This window comes from Chelatococcus sp. HY11, from assembly GCF_018398335.1.
In the GTDB taxonomy this organism is placed as follows: domain Bacteria; phylum Pseudomonadota; class Alphaproteobacteria; order Rhizobiales; family Beijerinckiaceae; genus Chelatococcus.
In genome coordinates this window covers 774,075-797,577 of sequence record NZ_JAHBRX010000002.1, presented here as the reverse complement: position 1 = coordinate 797,577, position 23,503 = coordinate 774,075, and the positions used below count along the sequence as shown (strand labels likewise).

The following is a 23,503-nucleotide window of genomic DNA, read 5'->3' as shown; positions in this document are numbered from 1 at the left end:
CAATCCCGTTCTGCGACCGCATCAATGCTGTCTTGGGTTGCTTGCCGGATCTCCTCTATTCAAGGGACATCACCGACCCGCAATCCAGGCCGATTATGCGGACAAATGTTCCGCAGCGGCGGCCAGCGCGCACGACCTTAGAGACTTCGCACAATCGCCGCCCCTTGCGTTCGATCTTTCGCCGTGAAAGATCTCTTTCACTCCGCGCCGCGTTGGCGATGGTTGAAACGGGACTGCCATAGGGGTCGCCATGCCGAGCAAGACGAATCCGGGATTTCTCGACCGGGTCCGGCAGAGCCTGCCGGTTCTTCATCCCGCCGAGCGACGGCTGGCGGATTTCCTCCTGAGCTTCCCCGGCGAACTGGCGGCCTACACGGCGACGGAACTGGCCAAGCTCGCCAATGTCTCGGCGGCGACGGTCTCCCGCTTCGTGCAGAAGATCGGCTATGCCACCTATGACGAGGCGCGCCGCCATGTGCGTACGGAACGGCGTTCAGGCGCGGCGCTGTTCATGGTATCCGCCACCACGGCCGGGCCGGACGGCGCGCTGCGCAGCCATCTCGCTCAGGCGCATGCCAATCTAGACGCCAGCTTCGGCGCGATCTCCCAGCAGGAAGTCGACATGCTCGCCCGGCGCATGGCCGAAGCGCGGCGGGTCTGGGTGATCGGGCATCGCACGAGCCACTGTTTCGCCAGCTATCTGGGCTGGCAGGTTTTTCAGGTCCTCGAACAGATTTCCGTTCTGCCACGCGCCGGCGAAACCATGGCCGAGCACATCGCGGCCATGACCCGGGACGATTGCGTCGTCGTGATTGGTGTCGCCCGTCGTGTGCAGACGTTGCCGGCGCTTCTTCGCCAGATTCAGACGAGTGGGGCCTCGATCGCCTATGTCACCGATGAGGGTGTGGAACGCCGCGCCGACATCGACTGGCACTTTCGCTGCCACACGCAGGCCCCCGGACCGTTGTTCGGCCACGCCGCGGTCGTCAGCTTCCTGCATCTGCTCGCCACCCGCGTCATAGAGCTCTCGGGCGTTGAGGGACGGCGACGGTTGAGCCGGATAGAGGCCCTTCACACCGCCCTCGAAGAGCTCTGAGCAGCACCGAAGCGCTCTCCCTGGCTTGAACCGGGCCGCTTTGCCGCAAGTTTCAGCACATCGCTGCATGAAAATGTTCTTTCATGCAAATTCGGCAGGCATTGGGGTTCTCGACGACGAATTTTTCTTGCCGGTCTTCCGTGAAAGATTAATTTCATATGCCAGACGGCTGCAAGCCGCGCCAACTTCCGGGAACAGACGAGGATCCGCAATGAACATGCTCTCTCTCCAACGAATCGGCCGCGCCAGCGCACTTGCGGGCGCCCTGATGACGGTCGCCTTCGCGTCGAGCTTGCCGGCCCTCGCTCAGGGAACGCTGCGCATTGCGATGACGTCTTCCGACATTCCGCTGCCGAACGGCCAGACCGACCAGGGCGCCGAAGGAATGCGCTTCATGGGCTATCAGGTCTTCGAGCCGCTGATCACCATGATCTCTCCTCGGCCGACAAGCCGGTGACCCTGATACCGGGCCTGGCGACCGAATGGGCGGTCAATCCCAATGACAACACCAAATGGACTTTCAAGCTGCGCCCCGGGGTGACCTTTCACGATGGCTCCGCCTTCGACGCCAATGCCGTCGTGTGGAACCTCGACAAGATCCTGAACCGCAATTCCCCCCAGTTCGACGAGAAGCAGTCAGCCCAGGGCAAGGGGCGCATCCCCACCATCACCGCTTACCGGGCGGTCGATCCCATGACGGTCGAGATCACCACCGGCACGCCGGACGCGCTGATCCCTTATGAGATCGCCTGGATCGTCATATCCTCCCCGGCGGCCTTCGCGAAGGCCGGAAGCTGGGACGCCTTCCTGAAGGCGCCGTCGGGCACCGGTCCGTTCAACGTGAAGAGCTACACGCCCCGCGAGCGGGCGGTCCTGTCGCGCAATGACGCCTATTGGAACCCGGAGCGCAAGCCCAAGCTCGACGAGGTCGTCCTCCTCCCCGTGCCGGACGCGTCGGCCCGGGTGGCGGCCCTGCGCTCCGGCCAGGTGGACTGGGCGGAGGCGCCGGCCTCGGACGCGCTCGCCAGCCTTAAGGCCGCCGGCTTCCCGATCGCCTCCAATGTCTATCCGCATGTCTGGCCCTGGCACTTCTCGGTGGTGGAAGGCAGCCCCTGGAACGATATTCGCGTCCGCAAGGCCGCCAATCTCGCCATCGATCGCGAGGGCATGAAGATGCTCCTCGAGGGGATGATGGTCGAGGCTGAGGGCATGGTGCCCAAGAGCGCCGACTGGTTCGGCGAGCCGGCCTTCAAGGTGACCTATGATCCAGCGGCGGCGAAGGCATTGCTGGCCGAGGCGGGCTATGGCCCCGACAAGCGGCTCAAGGTGAAGGCGATCATCTCGCCATCCGGCTCGGGGCAGATGCAGCCCATGCTGATGAACGAGCTCATCCAGCAGAACCTCGCCGCGGTCGGCATCGATGTCGAGTTTGACGTGCGCGACTGGAATGCGCTGCTCGCCAACTGGAGAGCCGGCGCCAAGGATCCCTCCACCAACGGCGCCACGTCCACCAACAGTTCCTATTTCAGCCAGGATCCCTTCACCGCGCTGATCCGCCATGTCGACAGCCGGCTGGTCGCGCCGAAAGGCACGAACTGGGGATACTATTCCAATCCCGAGGCCGACGCGTTGATCGACACCATCCGCTCGGAATTCGACGCCGAGAAACAGCTCAAGGCGATACAGGGGCTCCACAAACATATGGTCGATAACGCGCTCTTCCTGTTTGTCGCGCACGACGTGGCGCCGCGCGCCCTGTCGCCGAAGGTCCGCGGTTTCGTCGCGCCGCAGAACTGGTTCGTCGACCTGACGTCCGTCTCGGTCCAGTAGTCGATGGGGGCCCGCGACCATGCTGATCTACATTCTGAAACGTGTTGGCTATGGCATCCCTGTCTCTCTGTCGGTCAGCGTGGTCTGCTTTCTCCTGGTGCAGATGGCGCCAGGAGATCCACTGACGCTGGTCCTTCCGACTGATGCCTCACAGGAACTGATCGATGCCACCAAGGCGCGCTACGGCCTCGATCAGCCGGTATTCGTGCAGTATTTCTACTGGCTCGCCAATGTCCTGAGGGGCGATTTCGGCGTCTCGATCGCGACCGGGCGGCCGGTTCTGCCGGAGATCGCCGGAGCGCTCGGCTACACGCTGCGGCTCGCCCTGCTTGCCTCGGTGATCGGCATGGTGGCCGGACTGTTCCTGGGCATGATCGCCGGTTACCGGATCGGTTCGCCTGTCGACAAGATCGCGTCGATCATCGCGATTTCCGGCGTGTCCATCCCGCATTACTGGCTGGCCATCGTCCTGGTCGTGATCTTCTCCGTCAATCTCGGCTGGTTTCCCGCGATGGGGGCAGGCACGCCGGGGGACAGCCTGCGGACCCTGATCCTCCACATGATCTTGCCGGCCGTGACACTGGCCGCGTTGCCGGCCGGCATCATCTGCCGGTCTGTGCGGGCCCTGGTGGCGGAAACACTCGGCCGGGAATTCGTCACCGCGCTCATCGGCCGGGGGCTTTCCCAGGGCCGGGTCTTTCTGCACGTGCTGAAGAACGCCGCGCCCACCGCACTCGCGGTGATCGGCGTTCAGATGGGCTACCTGATGGCCGGCTCGATCCTCGTCGAGACGGTGTTCTCCTGGCCCGGCACGGGGCTCCTTCTGAACGGCGCGATCCTGCAGCGCGATATCCCGCTTCTGCAGGGCACCATCCTGGTGCTCGCCATGTTCTTTGTCCTGCTCAATCTCGTCGTCGACCTCCTGCAACCGTTGTTCGATCCGAGGATCCGCCGCTCATGACAACCGCACTCGCCGATCCCTCGACGCCGGTCACGGTCGTCCGCGCGGCTGGCTACTGGACGGGCGTCTGGCACCGTTTGCTGCGCGATCCGGTCTCGGTCGCCTGCATGGTGGTTCTGGTGCTTATCATCGCCGCCGCCATCCTCGCCCCCTGGCTTACGTCCTATGATCCCTCTGTCGGCCGCGTGGTCAACCGGCTGAAGCCCGTCGGAACACCCGGCCATATTCTCGGCACCGATGAGCAGGGCAGGGATATGCTCACCCGTCTGCTCTATGGCGGCCGGCTGTCCCTGATCATGGGGATCATCCCGGTCTGCCTCGCGCTTATCATCGGGGGCGGGCTCGGAACCATCGCCGGTTTCTTGGGGGGCAGGGTCAACACGGCGATCATGCGGGCGACCGACGTGGTGTTCGCCTTCCCCTCGATCCTGCTCGCCGTGGCTATCGCCGGGGCGCTGGGCGCCGGCATTGCCAACACCCTGCTGGCGCTCACCGTGGTGCTGATCCCACCGCTCGTGCGGGTGACGGAAAGCGCCGCGACCCAGGTGCGTGGTTATGACTTCGTCGATGCCGCCCGCGCGTCGGGCGCGGGAGCCCTCACGATCATCCGCGTCCATGTGATCGGCAACATCATGGGGCCCGTGCTGGTCTACGCCTCCAGCCAGCTGTCGGTCGCGATCATCATGGCGGCCGGGCTCTCCTTCATCGGCCTTGGCGCCAAGCCTCCGGCGGCTGAATGGGGACTGATGCTGAATACACTGCGCGCGGCGATCTACAGCCAGCCGCTGCTGGCCGCGCTGCCGGGTGTCCTGATCTTCATGGTCTCACTCTCCTTCAATCTGCTGTCAGACGGGCTGCGCTCGGCGATGGAGATGAAATGATGGACAACTTCGCCAGTCCTCAGCCTGTGCTCGAAGCCATCGGGTTGACAAAGACCTTTCGCGTTCGCCCGGACAGGATCGGCGCCAAACCCCGGTACGTCCATGCTGTCTCAAATGTCAGCCTCAGGCTTTCACCCGGCGCCACGCTCGGCATCGTCGGCGAGAGCGGCTGCGGCAAGTCCACCGCAGCCCGGCTGATCATGCAACTGCTCGATCGCGACGAGGGCGCCATCCTGATCGACGGCGAGGAGACCGCCAATGGCCGCGCCGCCCTGCGCGCCTACCGCCGCGATGTGCAGATGGTGTTCCAGGACAGCTCCGCCTCCCTCAATCCCCGCCTCACGATAGAAGCCTCGATCATGTTCGCGCCCATGGTCCATGGCGTCAGCCGGGACGAGGCAAGGGTGCGGGCTCATGAACTGCTCGGCAAGGTCGGCCTCGATCCGGCCCGCTTCGCCGGACGCTATCCTCACGAATTGTCCGGCGGCCAGCGCCAGCGGGTCAACATTGCCCGCGCTCTGGCGCTGCGCCCGCGCGTCGTCGTTCTCGACGAGGCGGTTTCCGCGCTCGACAAATCCGTGGAGGCGCAGGTGCTCAACCTGCTTCAGGACCTGCGCGCCGAGTATGGGCTGAGCTACATCTTTATCTCGCATGATCTGGCGGTGATCCGGCACATCAGCGACGAAGTACTGGTAATGTATCTCGGCCAGGTGATCGAGCGGGGACCCGTGGCGGACATCTTTGACGCGCCGTTCCACCCCTATACCCGCGCGCTGCTCGCCTCGATGCCGAGCCACGATCCCGCGGCGCGCACCCTTAGCCCGCCGATCACGGGAGATCCGCCGAGCCCGATCGACCTGCCGCCGGGTTGCCGCTTCGCGCCCCGTTGCCCGCAGGCCGCGGACGTCTGCCGCGCGCGCATGCCCGAACTCCTCCTGAAAGACACGCATGCCGCCGCCTGCCACCTGAACGATCCGCGCTCCGGCCACCCCGTCTTCGAGGAGAAAGCCGCATGACAACGCTGATGGCGCTCAAGGATCTGACGGTGCGTTTCCGCGCGGCCGGCGGCGCATCCATCACGGCCGTCGACCGGCTCAATCTGTCGCTCGATCGCGGCAAGGTGCTCGGCCTCATCGGCGAGTCCGGCTCGGGGAAGTCGGTCAGCCTGCGCGCCATCCTGCGCATCCTGCCGGAGCGTCGGACCGCGATCGAAGGCCGGATCGAGGTCGATGGCAAGGATGTGCTGGCGTTGAAGGGCCGACCACTCGCCGATTATCGCGGCGGCACGGTCTCGATGATCTTTCAGGAGCCGGCCACGGCGCTAGATCCGGTGTTCACCATCGGCCAGCAGATCGCCGAGAGCGTCATGCGCCACAAGGGCGTGTCTCATGCCAGCGCGATGGCGCGCGCGCTCGAGATGCTCGAGTTGGTGAAGATCCCCGGCGCCCGCGCGCGGCTCGCCAACTATCCCCACGAGATGTCCGGCGGCATGCGCCAGCGCGCGATGATCGCGCTCGCGCTGTCGACCGATCCGCAATTGCTGCTCGCCGACGAGCCGACGACCGCGCTCGACGCCACAGTGCAGATCCAGGTGATCCTGCTGCTGCGGGAGCTTCAGAAGGAGCTTGGCATGGCCGCCATCTTCGTCACCCATGACGTCGGCGTCGCCGCCGAGATTTCTGACCATGTCGCCGTCATGTATGCCGGGCGTATCGTCGAATACGGCACGGCGAGCGATGTGTTGACCGCACCGCGCCATCCCTACACGCGGGGGCTTTTGTCTTCCACGGTGCACGGCGCGGAGCCGGGGGCGCGGATCAACGCGATACCCGGCATGCCGCCGGATCTCGCGCGGATGCCGCCGGGCTGTGCCTTCGGTCCGCGCTGCGCCCATCGCCACGAGGCCTGCGCGGCTGCTGTCCCGGAGCTTCGTTCGCTCGATGGCATCAGGAAGGCTGCCTGCACCGTCGTCCGCGAGGCCGCATGACAACGCGCCGCATCGCTGTCCTCAATCCGAACACCAACGAGGCCACCACCCGGCTGATGGCTGGCATCGTCCGCGCGCAGGTGCCCTCCGACGTGTCTGTCGAAGCCGCGACCATGCTGCTCGGCCCGCCCATCGTCACCACGGAAGCAGCGCTTGCCGCGGCTGCCGCGCAGATCGTCACGGTCGGACAGTCTCTCGCTCTCAACGGGGTGGACGGATTGCTGATCTCAGGCTTTGGCGATCCTGGCCTTAAGGACCTGCGTCGCAGCGTCGGCATTCCGGTGACCGGTATCGCTGAGGCGGGTATGGCGGAAGCCGGCCGCAACGGACGCCGCTTTTCCATCATCACCACCACGCCGGATCTGGAAGCTTCGCTGCATCGGCTCGTGGCGGAGTATGGCTATGCCGAGCAACTTGTCTCGCTCAGGATCACCGAAGGGCCGGCCGCCGAGATCATGGCCGCCCCGGATCGCCTGGCTGACGCGCTGTCTTTCCTTGCGCGGCGTTGCGCCGACGATGGGGCGGACGCGGTGCTCATCGGGGGTGGGCCACTGGCGGCCGTCGCGGCGCGGGTCAGCATGGCGCTCTCCATGCCAGTCGTCGATCCAGTCGCCGCCGGAGGGCGCCTTACCCTCGCGCGTCTCAGCCAGCGCTTCGCGGCTGAATAAGATGAGCGTGAAGGCCGCGCGTTGTTCGTTCGGCCTCACTCCAACCCGGATGGTCCGTGGATATCCGTTTGACGGCATCCGCTCCGGCCGTCACGGAAGTGCACTTGAAAGTGTCCAGAGATTTAGCGGATTCTCCCGTGATCCGTCGCTATGCGGCCATCAGTCCAATAATTCCTTTCGTGACGCGTTTCTCAAGTGGTTTTCAGCATCTCCACTTGGCGCAGCAAGCCATGAGGCCGCGCCGCCAGAGACGAGCGACGTGTATGCCCCGTCAATGCCAATTCGCGCATGCTGCAATGATCTGCCAGCGCGACAAACCGGCCAGATCCATATCCATGCTATCCCAGTTGTTGACTTGTCTGATAGGAAGCGGGCCGTAATCTGCCTATATTCCCACGATCGGCACGTCATGGTTGTGTCAATCTCGCATTTTTGTTTGACAAATATACAAGTTGTTCTAGCATGACTTGGCTGCCCGTCAGAATGGCATGCCGCGGCGAGATTATCCGTTTGGTTTCGTCGCGCTCTCAAGCAAAATGAGGGATCATTGATATGCGTCGTTTCAGGGCTTGGCTGGCCGTGGCCGCACTTGTCGCGACGACAAGCGCCGTTGCTGCGGCCGATCTGACCATCTGGTGGACGAAAGGCACAAATCCGCAAGAGGACGACGCGCTGAAAGGCGTTGTTGCCTTGTGGGAGAAGCAAACCGGCAAGACCGCCGAGGTCAGCTTTTACACGACCGGTGATACGGAAGCGAAGGTGGTGACGGCCCTCAAGGCCGGAAGCCCGCCGGACCTGACCTTCGATTTCGGCTATGATCTCGCCTATACGCCGACCTGGGCCTATGACGGTCTCCTGGCCGATATGAGCGACGTTCTGGAGCCGATCGCGGACCAGTTCCAGAAGGGGCCTTTGCAATCCGCCTATCTCCTAAACGGCAAGACCAATAAGCGCGCTTATTACGCCGTGCCCTGGGTGCAGATGACGCCCCATGTCCATTACTGGAAGGATCTTCTCGAGAAGGCAGGATATACTGAAGCCGACGTGCCCAAGCAGTGGCAGCCGTTCTTTGATTTCTGGTGTGAGAAGGTTCAGCCGGCCTTGAGGGCCAAGGGCGACCGCATTTATGGTGTTGGCCAGGGATCCTCCACCAGTTCCAATGATCCCTTCTTCAATATTCATCTCGCGCTGAACGCCTTCGGCGCGCAGGTCGTCAATCCTGACGGCCAGTTGCAGATCTCCGACCCGGAGGTGCGCAAGCGGGTCATCGCGGCGCTCGACAGCTATGCCAAGCCGATCCTGTCCAAGTGTTCGCCGCCCGACGCGGTGAATTGGAACGGTGTCGATGACAACGTGTCCTTCTTGAACAAGAAAAACGTCGTTGTCATGAACCCGACATTGTCCATACCCTTGTCGCTGCAGGCCAAGAGCCCGGATGTCTATCGCAATGAGATCCGCACCGTGCCGTGGCCGGATGGCCCGGATGGCAAGCCGACCCCGGCGATGATCTCGGTCAAGCAGGTGCTGGTGTTCCGGGATTCTCCGCATATCGACAATGCGAAATCCTTCCTCAAGCTGCTTCTCCAGCCAGAGAACATCGGTCCCATGCTCAAGGCGACGGGTGGGCGATGGATGCCGGTTATGCCGAAGCTGATCGAGGATCCATTCTACACACAGACGGACGATCCGCACCGGGCCGCCATGGTACGCCAGTTCACCCAGGTGCAGAACGTTCCCTATCCCCAGGCCTACAACCGTCTCTATGCCAAGGTCATGCAGGAACAGCTCTGGCAGAAGGCGATCGGCCGCATCGTCATCGACGGCTGGACGACCGACAAGGCGGTGGATGAGCTCAGCGAGCGCATGAAAGTTCTGCTCGGGAGCTGAACGATGACTTTGAGCGGCGCGGCCCTGCTGCAAGCCAATTCATCACGCAAATGGCTGGGAAGCGGGCGACCGCTTCTCAGCTTCAAGGAGAAATGGGCGCTTTTCTTTCTGATGCCATTCGCCACGATGTTCGTGGCCTTCGTCAGCTATCCCATTCTCTATGCGCTGTTTCTCGCAACGGATCGATCAGCTTACACGCGTGTGATCGCGGATCCGATCTATGCGCGGACGCTTTGGAATACGTTTCTATTCATCGTCATCGGCGTGATGCTGAAGATGCTGCTAGCCCTTGGTCTTTCCAGCTTCTTCGTGTTGCCGGGGCGCGCTATCCGCATCATCGCCGCCTTGTTCATCCTGCCCTGGGCGGTGCCGCATATCCCCTCGATCTTGTCCATTCGCTGGATGCTGAATTCGGAATGGGGGATGATCAACAATCTCCTGTTCCAGATGTTCGGTATTGATGGTCCCGCATGGCTGACCAACCCGAGCTTCGGGATGGCGTCGATCATCACCGTCCATATCTGGAAGTATTTGCCGTTCTGGACTATGATCCTGGTGGCGGCACGGCTCGGTATTCCGAAAGAATTATATGAATCCGCGCGTATCGACGGTGCGGGAAGCATGCAGCAGTTTCGCTACGTCACCTTTCCAGCCATCGCCAATGTCTTCCTGACCAGCACGATGCTGACAACGATATGGTCGCTCGGCGACTTCAACAGCATCTATCTGCTTACGGGCGGCGGCCCCATGGAGCGCACCAACACGCTCGCCACCATGGGCATCCGCTATGCCTTCCGTCATGCCGACTTCCAGGCGGGTATCGTCACGCTGATGTCGGCCCTGCCGATCCTCGTGCCGCTGGTGATCGTGCTTACGCGCCGCCTGCGCCGCAACGCTGATGCGTGAGATCGCCGATGCAAGAGCTCGCCTTCAGGCCGCTTCTCCGGCAGGCCGCACTGATCGTCCTCGGCGCGCTGATCCTGCTGTGGACGCTTCTGCCGCTCTACCACATGCTGATCCTGTCGCTGACGCCGGTGGGGGAGGGGTTTGCTGGCAAGCTCTGGCCCGACGCGCCGACGCTCGACAACTATCGCATCGTGCTGACGCAGGACAATTACTACCTGTCACGCTTCTGGCTGCAACTCGGCAACAGCGTGCTCGTCGCCTTCACCAGTTGTGTCATCGTATTTGCCTGCAGCCTGACAGCGAGTTTCGCGATCACCCGGCTGAGGCCGCGCTTCGCGGGCTTTGCGTCGCATCTTGCCCTTGTTACCTATCTCGTGCCGGCGACGTTCCTCGCCATTCCCTTCTACCAGGTGATGGGTTCCTACGGCCTGCTCGGCAGCCGCTGGGCGTTGATCATAACCATCGCCACCTTTGCCACGCCCTATGCGATCTGGGTGTTGCAGCAGAACGCCGGCAGCGTGCCGCGTGAACTCGACGAGGCGGCTGAGATCGACGGCGCCAGTCCCTGGCAGATCTTCCGCCTCGTCTATCTCCCGCTGATGGTGCCGACTATCGTGGCCGTCGGCGCCTTCGCGGTCATGTTGTCCTGGAACGAATATCTCTACGCCTTCCTCCTTCTGTCGGACGAGGATCGCATCACCTTGCCGGTCATGCTCGGGCAATTCCTGAGCGATGATTCCGCGCCCTGGCCGCTCCTGATGGTCTCGGGTGTGCTCTATTCTCTGCCGCCGGCGATATTGTACTTCCTGGCACGCCGTTACATGGCCGCCGGTCTTGCCGCCGGCAGCGTCAAGGGATGAAGTGATGAGCCTCTATCCGCCACCGTCGCCCATCGAAACCACGCTCTTCGTCGATGTCGTGGCCCAGCTCGGCCTGAAACCGCGCAGCTCACCGTGGCTCACCGCGTCCGGCCTCGGCGAGGCGCATTCCTTCCTGGAAGGGCCGAGCTTCGATGCCGATGGTAATCTCTACGTGGTCGACACGCCCTTCGGCCGCATCCTGCGCGTCAGCCCGGGCGGGGAAGTGGCCATCGCCGCGCAGTATGACGGCGCACCGAATGGCCTGAAGGTGCATCGCGACGGCGACATCTATATCGCCGACCGCATGAACGGTATCATGCATCTTGATCCGGTCAGCGGCCGCGTCAGCGCCTATCTCGGGCGCGAGCGGCTGGAGCCGGGCTTTAGGGGTCCCAACGATCTCGTGTTCGCCCGCAATGGCGACCTTTATTTCACGGATCAGGGCAACACGGGGCTGCAGGATCCGACAGGGCGCGTGTTTCGCCTGCGGCGTGACCGGCGGCTCGATTGCCTGCTCGATAACGTGCCGAGCCCCAATGGCATCGCGCTCAACCCGGCCGAGGACCAGTTATTCGTTGCGGTCACCTTCGCGCAGCAGGTCTGGCGCTGCCCGCTTCTAGCCGATGGCTCGACGCATAAGGTCGGGGTCTATCAATCCTTCTCCGGCGGGTTCAGCGGTCCCGACGGCCTGGCGGTGGATGTGGAGGGGGGGCTCGCGGTCTGCCATAACCGCATGGGCATCGTTTGGATGTTCGACGGCCTCGGTATCCCGACCTACAGGATCAATTCCTGCCGGGGGCGGCTAACAACCAATCTCGCCTATGGAGGCGCGGACCGGCGCACTCTTTTCATCACGGAATCCGAGACAGGCTCCATTCTGAAGGCGCAGGTGCCGGTTCCCGGGCTCGATTTGCGAGCCGCCGCTGATCCGCTCATCCAGATCCGATAGCGGGGGCCATGCCTGGCGCGCGATGATGTGCCGTGCGCAGCGCTGGCGTGGCACCTCGGCAGCAGTTTGACAGCGAGTCATAATCGGGTATATACCCGCGTCCATGTCCACCGCGTGCCATTGCATTCATCTGAAGACCGCGACCCGCAAGCTGACGGCGCTGTATGATGCGGCGTTGGAACCGATGGGAATCAATATCTCGCAGTTCTCACTCCTTAGAAACATAGAGCGTCGCCAACCTGTCAGCTTGACCGAGCTTGGCAGGGCGCTGCATCTCGATCGCTCGACGATGGGGCGCAATATCCGCGTTATCGAGAAGATGGGCCTGGTCGAGACGGGGCGCGGAGACGACCAGCGCGAGCAGCAGGTGAGTCTGAGCGAGCAGGGTGCCGTTTTGCTGCGGAAGGCCGAACCGATTTGGGACGATTGCCAGGCCGAGGTTGTTCGTCGCCTCGGAGAGCAGCGCCTCAAGGCGCTGCGTGAGATCAACGCACTTCTCTAGCTTATTCACTTGAAACGGGTATGTACCCGTAGAAGGAAGAACGTCCATGTCATCGCCCGCTTTACTGGAGGCCTCCAGCCTCCCCGCCGTCCTCGCCCGGCGCGGTCTTCACTACGGCTGGATCGTGGCGAGCGTGACGTTCCTGACCATGCTGGTGACGGCGGGCGCGGTCGGCGCGCCGGGCATCCTGATCGGACCCCTGCAGAGGGAATTTGGCTGGTCGGCCTCGGAGATTTCCTCGGCATTCGCGGTTCGGCTTGTCCTGTTCGGCCTGCTCGGCCCATTCGCGGCGGCCTTCATGAACCGGTTCGGCGTCCGGCGTGTCGCGGCCACGGCTTTGACCCTGGTCGCCGCGGGTGTCATCGGTTCATTCGCGATGACGACGCTTTGGCAGCTGTTCCTCCTCTGGGGCGTGGTCGTTGGCGTTGGAACCGGGATGACCGCTATGGTGCTGGGCGCGACCGTGGCGACGCGCTGGTTTTCTGCCCGGCGCGGCCTGGTGATCGGCCTGTTGACCGCAAGCACGGCGACGGGCCAGCTCGTCTTCTTGCCGCTACTTGCGAGCCTGTCTGAGGCCTTCGGCTGGCGCGCCGCTCTCGGCCTCGTCCTCGGCATGTTGCTGCTCGCAGCCGCTGCCGTTCTGGCGTTGATGCGCGATCGACCCTCGGATATCGGGCTGGCGCCCTATGGCGCGGCCGATCCGACACCTATTCCCCCTCCAGCGCAGCTATCGTTCGCAGCGATGCTCGCCTCCCCAATGCTGGCGCTGAAGGAGGCATCCGGCTCACGCACCTTCTGGGTGCTGTTCGGAACATTCTTCATCTGCGGCGCCAGCACGAATGGCCTTGTGCAGACCCATTTCGTCTCGCTGTGCGGCGATTTCGGCATCGTGCCGGTTGCCGCCGCGGGCATGCTTGCCGTCATCGGTGTCTTCGACTTCGCCGGCACGGTCGGCTCAGGGTGGCTGTCCGATCGTTTCGACAGCCGCACCTTGTTGTTCTGGTACTACGGCCTGCGCGGGCTTTCACTGATCTACCTGCCCTTTACCTCATTCAGCTTCTACGAACTCTCGATCTTTGCGGTCTTCTACGGGCTCGATTGGGTCGCGACCGTGCCGCCCACGGTCAAGCTCGCGGCGGACCGGTTCGGAGAGCGGGCCAACCTCGTCTTCGGATGGGTCTTCGCCGGCCACCAGCTCGGTGCCGCCTTCGCGGCCTGGGGCGGCGGCTTCAGCCGCACGGCCTATGAGAGCTATCTGCCAGCTTTCTTTATCGCAGGCATCCTTTGCCTCATCGCCGCCATTTCCGTCGTCGCCATCCGGGAGCCACGGCATCCCGCACTCAAGCCCGCCGCCGCATGACCTGACAGCGTCATCGCATCGCGCGCGCAAACAACAGGAAGGAACATGCCATGCCGAAGGTCGAGATCATCCTCGCGCATCCCGTCCGCACTCCAATCGGCGCCTATAACGGTGCATTGAAGACGCTACGCGCCACGACGCTCGGCGCCATAGCGGTGCGCGAGACCTTGGAGCGCGCGAGGCTGGACCCGCGCGATGTCGATGCGGTGGTGCTGGGGAACGTCATCCAGGCCGGGAACCGCATGAACCCGGCGCGTCAGGCCTCGGTCGATGGCGGGATTCCGGTGACCGTGCCGGCCTTCACGGTCAACCGCGTCTGTGGGTCTGGCGCACAGGCAATCGTCTCCGCGGCTCAGGAAATTTCGGCGGGGGACGCGGCTCTCATGGTTGCTGGCGGCATGGAGAACATGGACCGTGCGCCCTACTTGCTGGAAGGCGGACGCTGGGGATATCGAATGGGGGCCGCGATGGTGCTCGACAGCATGATGACTGATGGCCTCAACGACGCCTTTTCGGGTCAGCATTCCGGTTGGCACACCGAGGATTTGGTCGAGAAACAGCAGATCACCCGGGAAGAGCAGGACGCTTTTTCGGTGCGGTCACAGCAGCGCTTTCACGCCGCGCAGGAGGCCGGACATTTCAAGTCGGAGATTGTCCCGGTCGATGTGAAGGGGCGCAAGGGGACGGAGGTCTTCTCCACTGACGAGGCGCCGCGACCCGACACCACCATGGAGGGGTTGGCGAAGCTGAAGCCCGCGTTTCGCCCGAATGGATCGATCACGGCGGGCAATGCGCCTGGGCTCAATAGCGCGGCGGCCGCGGTGATTGTCGCGGAACGTCGCCATGCCGAAGATAAAGGCGTCGAGCCGATGGGGAGGCTGGTCGCTTATGGCGTCTCGGCGGTCGAACCCGGGTTGTTCGGGCTGGGGCCTGTGCCAGCCGTTCGCAAGACGCTCGAGAAAGCCGGTTGGTCTCTCGGGGACATCGATCGGATCGAGATCAACGAAGCATTCGCCGCGGTGCCCATCGCGGTCTCGCGCGAACTCGGCTTGCCAGCGGACATCGTCAATGTTGAAGGCGGGGCCATCGCCCACGGTCACCCCATTGGAGCGACGGGCGCCATTCTCGTTACGCGCCTTCTTCATGCGATGAAGCGCGACGGCTTGCGGAGAGGCATGGTGACCTTGTGCATCGGCGGCGGCCAGGGTATCGCGCTGGCTCTCGAGGCCGTCTGAGTATTCCGACGGAAAGTTTAAAGAATTTATGCACGGGACGATCCCCGTAATGAGTAAATATACGTACCAAAAAGTGAGACACATGGAGGATATAATGATTCATAGCGCGGCGTGATTAGTTTAATAGAATAATTAAGAAAATCATTATTTCACATTGAAGTATCAATTCACGTTATGCATTAAGCGAGAAGCAAGGGAAAAATAGGCGATCGCCCGATTTCGTCGATATGGGTGCTTACTGGGAATAGGAAACCGAAGTCGATCCATGGCCGTCTCTTGATCGTGCATTACGATCGATCAGGCTCGCGGCGATTTCTTTGGAGGCGGCCGTCAACTCCTTTGCGATCGCGGCCGCGCCGAGCTGGCTGATGCGGCTCATCGGGGCCACCACGCTCAAGGAGAGGATCGGCACAAGATCGGGCGAGGTAATGCCGACGCCTATTCCCGACACGCCGCGAGTCTTCAAGCCATCATTGACCGCATACCCCAGACGCCGGGCAATTTCGACGCGATGCTTGAGCTTCGCCGTCAGACTCGTTCCGTAGTAGGCCAGATAACGCGCGTGATTGGCCTTGAGCACCGCCTCCGCTTCCTTGGCATCGAGGGCCGACAGGAGCGCGAGCCCACCTGCGCCGAGCCCGATCGCACGGCGGGTGCCGACGGACATGGTGAGTGGTTGCCGCGAATTCGGTCCTTCGATCCGCTCTATGCAGACCATATCGAGACCGCTGCGACGGTTGAGAAAAATTGTATCGCCCAGCGTCTCCGCAAGTTGTCTCAGAACGGCGAAACTGTAACCGCTGAGATCGAACCTATGGGATGCAAGCAACCCGAGATCATAGATCTTTGAACCCAAATGGTAGGTCCGTGAGATATCCTTGTGCAAAAGCCCTTCCCGGACCAAACAGTCGAGAAGGCGAAACACGGTTGATCGCGGCAGCCCGGATCGCTTGACGAGCGCGGTCAATGTCGCGCCGCCGATATCCGACTGGGCCACCTCAAGCAGCAAATTCAGCCCTCTTTCGAGCGCCGCGGTTCCCGTTCTGGTCATTGTCATCGCTCCGTTGGCGCTGACTTTATGAAACGCAGCATGCGCGAGGCTTTCTGAAGTCGCAAGAGGTTTCCACGATGTGGGAAAAGTGATGCGAATTTCACGTTGCGTTCCCTCGCGCCCGATCTAAAATCAATGCAAACGAACAGCCGTGCAGACCAAGCTGATGTCCATGCATAGATCATGCACGGGGCAGCCTTTTGTTCGGGGCAACATGAAACAATCAAAATCAATTCCAGATGGCGTAACGTTGTGGATTCAGTGGAGTCGATTGATATCCATCATGGATGAGGTCGATATCGCGCTGGTGCGAACATCCTTTTCCACGATTGTTGGTGAAACACGCGATTTTGCGGTTATTCTTCTGGACAAGCATGCGCGATCCATTGCCCAGTCGCAATTGTCGTCGCCCGCATTTACATGTTCGCTACCCAGCGCGACACGTCGGTTGCTCCAGGATTTTCCGCCCGAAACACTGCGACGCGGCGATGTTCTGATTACAAATGATCCGTGGATATGCCACGGGCATCTTCCTGATTTCTATATCATCGTCCCGCTGTTCGGGGATGATGAAATCGTCGGTTATATCGCGACTGCAGCGCATATCTCGGACATCGGCGGACGCCTCGATGAATTCGACGCCCGAGACGTCTTTGAAGAGGGGCTTCGCATCCCGCCGAGCAAGCTTTACGTCGAGGGCAAGCCCAATCGGCAGCTGTTCGACATTCTCAGAGCCAATATTCGCTATCCGACGCAGGTCCTGGGGGATGTCGATGCCATAGTCGGAGCAGCTCACCTCGGTGGCGCGCGGCTCACTGAGTTTATGCAGGACTATGGTGAGGCGGGCCTCGACGCTGCGGCCGAGGAGATCCTGAAGCGTTCTGAAGCTGCCATGCGGAGCGCGATCCGCGCCATACCGGACGGCACCTATAAAGGAGCGACCGACTGCGATGGCTACAAGATCCCGACACATATCGCGGTCAGCATCGAAGTCTCGGGTGACACGGTGGTCTGCGATTTTGCCGGCTCGAGCCTCCAGCGTCACGACGCATCGATCAACAGCGTGATGAATGTCACTCATGCGCATTCTCTGTATGCTTTCAAATGCGCGCTTCTGCCGGATATTCCGAATAACGAGGGCTTGTTCCGGCCCATCGCGACCCGCGCGGAAGCCGGTTCCATCCTCAATGCGAGCTTTCCGGCGCCGGTGAAGGCCCGTTCGAAGACGAGCTATCACATTCACAACGCGATTTATGGCGCGCTGGCGGAGGCTCTGCCCCATGGGGTGCAGGCGGGCAGTGGCTCGTTCTGGTCCGTCAAATGCTTCGGGTCCAACGATGATGGTTCCAATTTCGCGATGCATGTCCTGCCGAACGGCGGCCGTGGAGCCGTCAATGGCGCAGATGGGCAGCCAACCATCGCTTTTCCTGGAAATGGGACCATCACGCCGGCGGAGATCATCGAAAACATCGCGCCTATCGTCGTGCTCGAGCGATCACTGCGAACCGATTCCGGAGGACCGGGGGAATTTCGCGGTGGGCTCGGGCAGACCATCCGACTTACCACGCTCGGCCGCTCCGTGCGGATGACGATCCGTCCGGACAAGATCCGCTTTCCCGCGCCGGGGCTCTCCGGCGGGCATCCCGGGGCAGCAGGTGCCCTGACGCGCGACGGCGAGGTGATGCCGCTCGAACCCTTCGAGTTGCAGCCGACGCAGGTCGTGACACTCGACCTGCCGGGCGGCGGCGGATTTGGCGACCCGCGCCAGCGCGCCAGCGCCGCCGTCCAGGGGGATTTGGCAGAGGGTAAGATAAGCCTCGATGCGGCCACCAACGTCTATGGCCACAGCCCACAACCTCCCATGTCCGCGGCGGCAGAATGATGACAGGCAATAGCCCGCCACTTATCCATTCCGTTGATCTGGAAATCCGCTGGGCCCGGCTCGTTACCATCATGGATGAGGTGGATGCAGCCGTCGCCCGCACGTCTTTCTCGACGATCGTCGGCGAGAGCCGCGACTTCGGGGTTGTGATGATGGACGGGCAAGGCCGTTCGCTGGCTCAATCGCAGCTGTCGACGCCGGCCTTCACGATCACGCTGCCGATCACAGCCAAGCATCTGTTGCAGGCCCATCCACCGGGGACGCTGAAGCCGGGCGACGTTCTCGTCACGAATGACCCATGGCTTGGCTCCGGGCATTTGCCGGATTTCACGGTCTGCATGCCGGTTTTCCATGACGGAACGATCGCGGCGATCGTTGGTTGTGTCGCCCATCTCTCGGACGTCGGCGGCCGCAGCGACTACCTGGACGACAAGGATCTGTTCGAGGAGGGGCTGCGAATTCCGCCCACGTTCCTCATGCGGGAGGGCGAGCCCGTCCAGTTGCTGATGGACATTATCGCCGCGAATTCCCGCGCGCCCCGCCTGATGATCGGCGATCTGAGCGCGCTGTGCGGAGCACTGGCGCTCGGCGCCAAGCGTCTCACCGAATTTCTTGACGACTATGGCCTTCGTGATCTCGAGGGTCTGGGCAGCGAGATCCTCTCGCGTTCGCGCGCCGCGATGTCACGCGCCGTGGAACGCCTGCCGGAAGGCGTCTATACGGCAAGCCTGCAGGCGGACGGGCATGTAAACCCGATCACCATCGCCGCGACGGTGACGATCGCCGGCGGCAAGGTGGATGTGGACTTCGCGGGAAGTTCGCCGGAACAGCTCGATTGTTCGATCAATGCCTCGGCTAACGTCACCTTTGCCGATACTTATTATCCGTTCAAATGCAGTCTTCTGCCGGATGTGCCCAATAACGAAGGGCTGACCGAATTTCTGACGGTGCGCGCGCCGCTGGGCTCCGTTCTCAACGCGCGTTTTCCGCGCGCCGTGCGGGCTCGCTCGAAGACCAGCTTTCACATTTCCGCGCTCCTCTATGCCGCGCTGGCGCCTATTCTGGGCGAGCAGGCGCAGGCAGCGAGCGGCTCGTTCTGGACGCTGGTGATCAGCGGTGAACACCCCGACGGGGAGAGCTTTCGCGCGCATATGTTGCCGAACGGCGGAAAGGGCGCGGTGGCGGCACGGGATGGCCTGCCTACCATCGCTTTTCCCTATAACGGCACGATCACGCCCGTTGAAATCATGGAAAACAATGCGCCCGTCATCGTGGGCTGCCGCGAGCTTCTGACGGATAGCGGCGGCCCCGGCCGGTATCGCGGTGGCCTGGGGCAGCGCCTCACCTTCTCGCCACTTGATGACCGTGCCCTGCAGATATTTGTAAGGGCCGACAAGTTGCGTTTCCCTCCGCAGGGATTGGCCGGTGGCGAACCGGGCGCGCTCGGGGCCCTTCTTCTCAATGGCAACACGGCGCCAAACGCGCCGATGACGCTGGCCAAGGGCGATATCGTGGAGCTCAGGCTTCCCGGTGGGGGAGGATACGGCCCGGCTGGCGAGCGTCCCCGGCCGGCAATCATCGACGATCTTGCGGCGGGCTACGTGAGCCCCGACGCCGCTGCCACACTCTACAAATTTCATCTCTCGGAGGACCAGACGTGAGCGAACCGCGTTTTCGCCTCGGTTTCGATATCGGTGGGACATTCACCGATTTCGTCCTTTTGGACAGACAATCCGGCACCACGCATTTGAACAAATGCCTGACAACGCCGGATGATCCATCGCGCGGCGTCATGGATGGCCTCACCCCCTTGTTCGAGGCCGCGGGCGTCGCGGGTCCCGATATCGAAATCGCCATCCATGCGACGACGCTGATCACCAATGCCTTGATCGAGCGCAAGGGCGCCCGCACCGCATTGTTGACCACCCGAGGCTTCCGCGACGTGCTGGAGATGGGCACTGAAGTTCGCTATGACATCTACGATCTCTTCCTGGAAAAGCCCACGCTGTTGGTGCCACGCGCGCTTCGCCTTGAGGTGACGGAACGTCTCGACAAGAATGGCACGGTCCTCACCCCTCTCGACGAGGATGCGCTGCGCACCGTCGCGCAGACGCTCAGGGCGGAAAAGGTGGAGGCGCTGGCGATCGCCTTCCTGCATTCCTTCCGCAATCCGGTTCATGAGCAGCGTGCGGCAGCCATCCTGAGGGAGGAACTGCCTGGCATCAGCATCTGCCTGTCAAGCGCGGTCGCGCCGGAGATCCGCGAATATGAACGCATGAGCACGACGGCGGCGAATGCTTACGTGCAACCGATCACCCGCGCCTATCTCGACAAGATCGAGGGGCGCCTCGCCACGATGGATTATCGCCGGCGCCTCTATCTGATGATCTCCTCCGGCGGCATCGCCGGGGCGCAGACCGCCAAGGATTTCCCCATCCGCATGCTCGAGTCGGGCCCGACCGCCGGCGTGCTGGCGGCCATTTACTACGGACGTCAGATGGGCATCGACAGCATGGTGACCTTCGACATGGGGGGGACGACCGCGAAGATCGCCGTCGTCAAGAACTATGAGGCCGCGAAGTCGAACCTGTTCGAGGTCGGACGCGTAGCGCGTTTCAAGAAGGGCAGCGGCCTACCGGTCAAGATCCCTATGGTGGAGCTGATCGAAATCGGCGCGGGCGGCGGCAGTATCGCGCATATCGATCAACTCGGCCTGCTCAAGGTTGGGCCCCACAGCTCCGGAGCCATGCCGGGGCCCGCGAGCTATGGGCGCGGGGGCACCAAGCCCACCGTGACAGATGCCAATCTCGCGCTTGGCTATCTCGACGCGAACTACTTCCTCGGCGGGGCTATGAAACTTGACCTGGGGGCCGCCCAATCGGCCTTGGCCGAGCATATCGGTGCGCCGCTCGGCCTTGCGGCTGAGGCGGCAGCCTCCGGTCTGTTCGAGGTCGTCAATCAGAACATGCTCGCGGCCATGAAGGTGCATATCGCCGAACGCGGCGAGGACCCGCGTAAGTTCTATCTCTTCGCCTTTGGCGGCGCGGGCCCGGCTCATGCCTATGAATTGGCGCGAGCGCTCCAGATGCGCGGTGTCATCATACCGTCCGGGGCTGGTGCCACATCGGCGATGGGTCTCGTCACGGCGGCCATTTCCTTTGATTACGCGCGCTCTTACGTCGCCCGGCTCGACAAGGTGGCTTGGGAGGACCTGAGGGCGATCTTCGAGGGGATGGCGGCAGAGGGGCTGGCGGTCCTCGCGGAGGCCGGCGTTGCTCCCAACTCACCCGGTGTCGAAGTGACACATCGCATGGATCTACGCCACAAGGGGCAGGGCCATGAGGTCACCGTAACCCTGCCGCGCGCCGTCTATGAGCGCGGATCGGTTGATGAGATCGCGCAGCTCTTCTACGCCGCGCATCAGGAGAAATATGGGCACGCCCATTTCAACCTGCCCGTTGAATTGATTACCTGCCGGACCATGGTCGGTGCGCCGCCGCCCGCCGTGCCCCTGCCGAGCGCTGGCGAGACAGCGGGAACAGAGGCCGGGACAGCGTTGAAGGGGCACCGCCGCGCCTATTTTCCGGAGCTCGGCGCCTTCGTCGAAACACCGGTCTATGATCGCTACCGCCTGAGGAGCGGCATGGAAATTCAAGGCCCGGCCATTATCGAGGAGCGGGAGTGCACCGTCGTCGCCGGACCGTCCGCGACCGTCCGCATCGATCCCTTCGGCAGTGTCTTCCTGGATCTCGCCAATTCCGAAGCCGCGCGTGAAAGGGAGTTGGTCGATGTCCAACGGACTTGACGGGATCTCGCTTGAAATTCAGTGGAACCGGCTGATCTCTATCATGGACGAGGTCGACATCAATCTCGTCCGTACCTCGTTCTCGACGATCGTGGGTGAAAGCCGCGACTTCGCGGTGATCATGCTCGACAAATATGGGCGCAGCATTGCCCAGTCGCAGCTGAGTTCCCCGGCCTTTACCGTCACGCTACCGGCGACGACGAAGCACCTGCTTGCAGCCTTCCCCGCCGAGACGCTGGTGCCGGGCGACGTGCTCGTCACCAACGACCCCTGGCTCGGGGCCGGTCACCTGCCGGATGTCTGTGTGGTCATGCCGGTTTTCGCGCAGGGTGAGATGGTCGCGATCGTCGGCGCGGTGGCCCATGTGGCGGATATCGGCGGCCGGCTCGACTTCTTCGACGCACGCGACCTCTATGAAGAGGGGTTGCGCATCCCGCCGAGCAAGCTCTACGAGGCTGGCGAGGAGAACAAGCAGCTCTTCCGCCTCATCGCCGCGAATGTGCGCGTCCCCGACCTCGTCATCGGCGACATCAAGGCAATGGTGGGCGCGGAAAAGCTTGGCGCCGAGCGTCTGGCGGAGTTCATGCAGGATTATGGCGGTGGCGCGGGCTTTCAGCGCCTCGCCGACGAAATTCTCGACCGCTCCGAGCAGGCGATGCGCCGCGCCATCAGCGCCCTTCCGGACGGCACCTGGGCCTACGGTCTGGAGGCGGACGGCTACCGATCGCCGTTGCATATAGAAGTAACAGTCGAGAAGAGCGGCGATGCCATCCACGTCGATTATACCGGTTCGTCGCCGCAATTCAGTGACGCATCAATCAATTGCGTAACCAATATTACCTTCGCCGATACCTATTACCCCATCAAATGTTCACTGACGCCTGATCTGCCGAACAATGAGGGACTATTCCGCCCGATCACCATGTCGGCGCCGGAGGGATCCGCCTTCAACACACGGATTCCAGCGGCGGTGAAGTCGCGCTCCAAATCCAGCTTTCATATTCATGTCGCGATCTATGGCGCCCTGTCTTCAGCCATAGGCGATCGCATCCAGGCCGGAAGCGGCTCGTTCTGGGCCATGACCCTGCATGGGACCAGTCCGGAAGACGGATCGACCTTCAACGTCCACATCCTGCCCAATGGCGGCAAGGGCGCGACCGCGACCACTGACGGGCTGCCGACGGTTGCCTTCCCCTATAACGGGACGGTCACGCCGGTCGAGATCACTGAAAATCAGGCGCCTATCCTGATTGAGCGCAAGCAGCTTGTCGCCGACAGCGGCGGAGCCGGCCGCCAACGCGGCGGGCTCGGCCAGGAGATCGCCATGCGCGTCGTTGGCGACAGGCCGATCGTCGCCTCGCTGCGTCCCGACAAGGTCCGCTTTCCACCACCGGGTGTTCTCGGTGGTTATCCAGGCGCTGCCGGCACCTTCTCGGTTAACGGTCATGCCGTGCCGATCGAGCCGCTGCAACTCGGTCCCGGCGATGTCTACGTCATCAGTCTTCCGGGCGGTGGGGGATACGGCGATCCCCGGACGCGAGATCCCGCCAAGCTCCTGGAGGACATCGAGGCGGGCTATGTGACGCCAGAGCGAGCCGCGCGCGATTACGGACGCGCGGACTGAGGTCGCGCCAAACAGGATG

At 62.7% G+C, this 23,503-nt stretch carries 18 protein-coding genes and 1 pseudogene; 18 read left to right on the top strand and 1 reads right to left on the bottom strand.

Going from position 1 to position 23,503, the window contains the following annotated elements:
* Window positions 1-250: 250 nt before the first annotated feature.
* The 14 genes and pseudogenes from KIO74_RS24585 to KIO74_RS24520 all read left to right on the top strand — a co-directional run bounded on the left by KIO74_RS24585 (window position 251) and on the right by KIO74_RS24520 (window position 15,122).
* Entirely contained in the window at window positions 251-1,096 is an 846-nt protein-coding gene (locus KIO74_RS24585; protein WP_213337598.1) for a MurR/RpiR family transcriptional regulator, read from the top strand.
* A gap of 217 nt (window positions 1,097-1,313) precedes the next feature.
* Window positions 1,314-2,926 (top strand): annotated as a pseudogene (locus tag KIO74_RS24580) (ABC transporter substrate-binding protein).
* A gap of 19 nt (window positions 2,927-2,945) precedes the next feature.
* On the top strand, window positions 2,946-3,887 hold the full coding sequence (locus tag KIO74_RS24575; protein ID WP_213337597.1) for an ABC transporter permease: 942 nt from the start codon (window positions 2,946-2,948) through the stop codon (window positions 3,885-3,887).
* Window positions 3,884-4,768 (top strand): ABC transporter permease, encoded by an 885-nt coding sequence (locus tag KIO74_RS24570; RefSeq protein ID WP_213337596.1) that lies wholly within the window; start codon window positions 3,884-3,886, stop codon window positions 4,766-4,768. The genes KIO74_RS24575 and KIO74_RS24570 overlap by 4 nt, the downstream gene beginning before the upstream one ends.
* Window positions 4,765-5,784 carry an ABC transporter ATP-binding protein gene (locus tag KIO74_RS24565; protein WP_213337595.1) on the top strand — a complete coding sequence of 340 codons (1,020 nt, stop codon included), beginning with the start codon at window positions 4,765-4,767 and terminating at the stop codon, window positions 5,782-5,784. Before KIO74_RS24570 ends, KIO74_RS24565 begins: the two co-directional genes overlap by 4 nt.
* Entirely contained in the window at window positions 5,781-6,755 is a 975-nt protein-coding gene (locus KIO74_RS24560) for an ABC transporter ATP-binding protein (protein ID WP_213337594.1), read from the top strand. The genes KIO74_RS24565 and KIO74_RS24560 overlap by 4 nt, the downstream gene beginning before the upstream one ends.
* A complete protein-coding gene (locus tag KIO74_RS24555; protein WP_213337593.1) occupies window positions 6,752-7,423 on the top strand; it encodes an aspartate/glutamate racemase family protein in 672 nt (223 codons plus the stop codon). The genes KIO74_RS24560 and KIO74_RS24555 overlap by 4 nt, the downstream gene beginning before the upstream one ends.
* A gap of 552 nt (window positions 7,424-7,975) precedes the next feature.
* Window positions 7,976-9,310, top strand: a complete 1,335-nt coding sequence (locus KIO74_RS24550) for an ABC transporter substrate-binding protein (protein WP_213337592.1) — start codon at window positions 7,976-7,978, stop codon at window positions 9,308-9,310.
* A 3-nt stretch (window positions 9,311-9,313) separates the two neighbouring features.
* Entirely contained in the window at window positions 9,314-10,216 is a 903-nt protein-coding gene (locus KIO74_RS24545) for a carbohydrate ABC transporter permease (protein WP_249731466.1), read from the top strand.
* Window positions 10,217-10,224: 8 nt separating this feature from the next.
* The gene (locus KIO74_RS24540; RefSeq protein ID WP_213337591.1) at window positions 10,225-11,076 is read left to right on the top strand and encodes a carbohydrate ABC transporter permease; all 852 of its coding nucleotides are present in this window, start codon (window positions 10,225-10,227) and stop codon (window positions 11,074-11,076) included.
* Window positions 11,077-11,080: 4 nt separating this feature from the next.
* Window positions 11,081-12,025, top strand: coding sequence for an SMP-30/gluconolactonase/LRE family protein (locus tag KIO74_RS24535; RefSeq protein ID WP_213337590.1), 945 nt, complete (start codon window positions 11,081-11,083; stop codon window positions 12,023-12,025).
* Between the two features lie 103 nt (window positions 12,026-12,128).
* The gene (locus tag KIO74_RS24530; RefSeq protein ID WP_213337589.1) at window positions 12,129-12,527 is read left to right on the top strand and encodes a MarR family winged helix-turn-helix transcriptional regulator; all 399 of its coding nucleotides are present in this window, start codon (window positions 12,129-12,131) and stop codon (window positions 12,525-12,527) included.
* Window positions 12,528-12,591: 64 nt separating this feature from the next.
* A complete protein-coding gene (locus tag KIO74_RS24525) occupies window positions 12,592-13,887 on the top strand; it encodes an MFS transporter (protein ID WP_213339209.1) in 1,296 nt (431 codons plus the stop codon).
* A 50-nt stretch (window positions 13,888-13,937) separates the two neighbouring features.
* On the top strand, window positions 13,938-15,122 hold the full coding sequence (locus KIO74_RS24520) for a thiolase family protein (RefSeq protein WP_213337588.1): 1,185 nt from the start codon (window positions 13,938-13,940) through the stop codon (window positions 15,120-15,122).
* Between the two features lie 235 nt (window positions 15,123-15,357).
* Here the strand turns inward: KIO74_RS24520 and KIO74_RS24515 are convergent, their stop codons facing one another.
* Complete coding sequence (locus KIO74_RS24515) at window positions 15,358-16,173, bottom strand: IclR family transcriptional regulator (RefSeq protein WP_213337587.1); 816 nt, start codon at window positions 16,171-16,173, stop codon at window positions 15,358-15,360.
* 166 nt (window positions 16,174-16,339) lie between these two features.
* Here KIO74_RS24515 and KIO74_RS24510 point away from each other — a divergent pair, with 166 nt between their 5' ends.
* The 4 genes from KIO74_RS24510 to KIO74_RS24495 are packed head-to-tail and all read left to right on the top strand — an operon-like array spanning window position 16,340 to window position 23,484.
* Window positions 16,340-18,055, top strand: a complete 1,716-nt coding sequence (locus KIO74_RS24510) for a hydantoinase B/oxoprolinase family protein (RefSeq protein WP_349629234.1) — start codon at window positions 16,340-16,342, stop codon at window positions 18,053-18,055.
* A complete protein-coding gene (locus KIO74_RS24505) occupies window positions 18,052-19,716 on the top strand; it encodes a hydantoinase B/oxoprolinase family protein (protein WP_213337584.1) in 1,665 nt (554 codons plus the stop codon). Before KIO74_RS24510 ends, KIO74_RS24505 begins: the two co-directional genes overlap by 4 nt.
* Entirely contained in the window at window positions 19,713-21,860 is a 2,148-nt protein-coding gene (locus tag KIO74_RS24500; protein ID WP_213337583.1) for a hydantoinase/oxoprolinase family protein, read from the top strand. The genes KIO74_RS24505 and KIO74_RS24500 overlap by 4 nt, the downstream gene beginning before the upstream one ends.
* On the top strand, window positions 21,844-23,484 hold the full coding sequence (locus tag KIO74_RS24495) for a hydantoinase B/oxoprolinase family protein (RefSeq protein WP_213337582.1): 1,641 nt from the start codon (window positions 21,844-21,846) through the stop codon (window positions 23,482-23,484). Before KIO74_RS24500 ends, KIO74_RS24495 begins: the two co-directional genes overlap by 17 nt.
* Window positions 23,485-23,503: the final 19 nt, after the last annotated feature.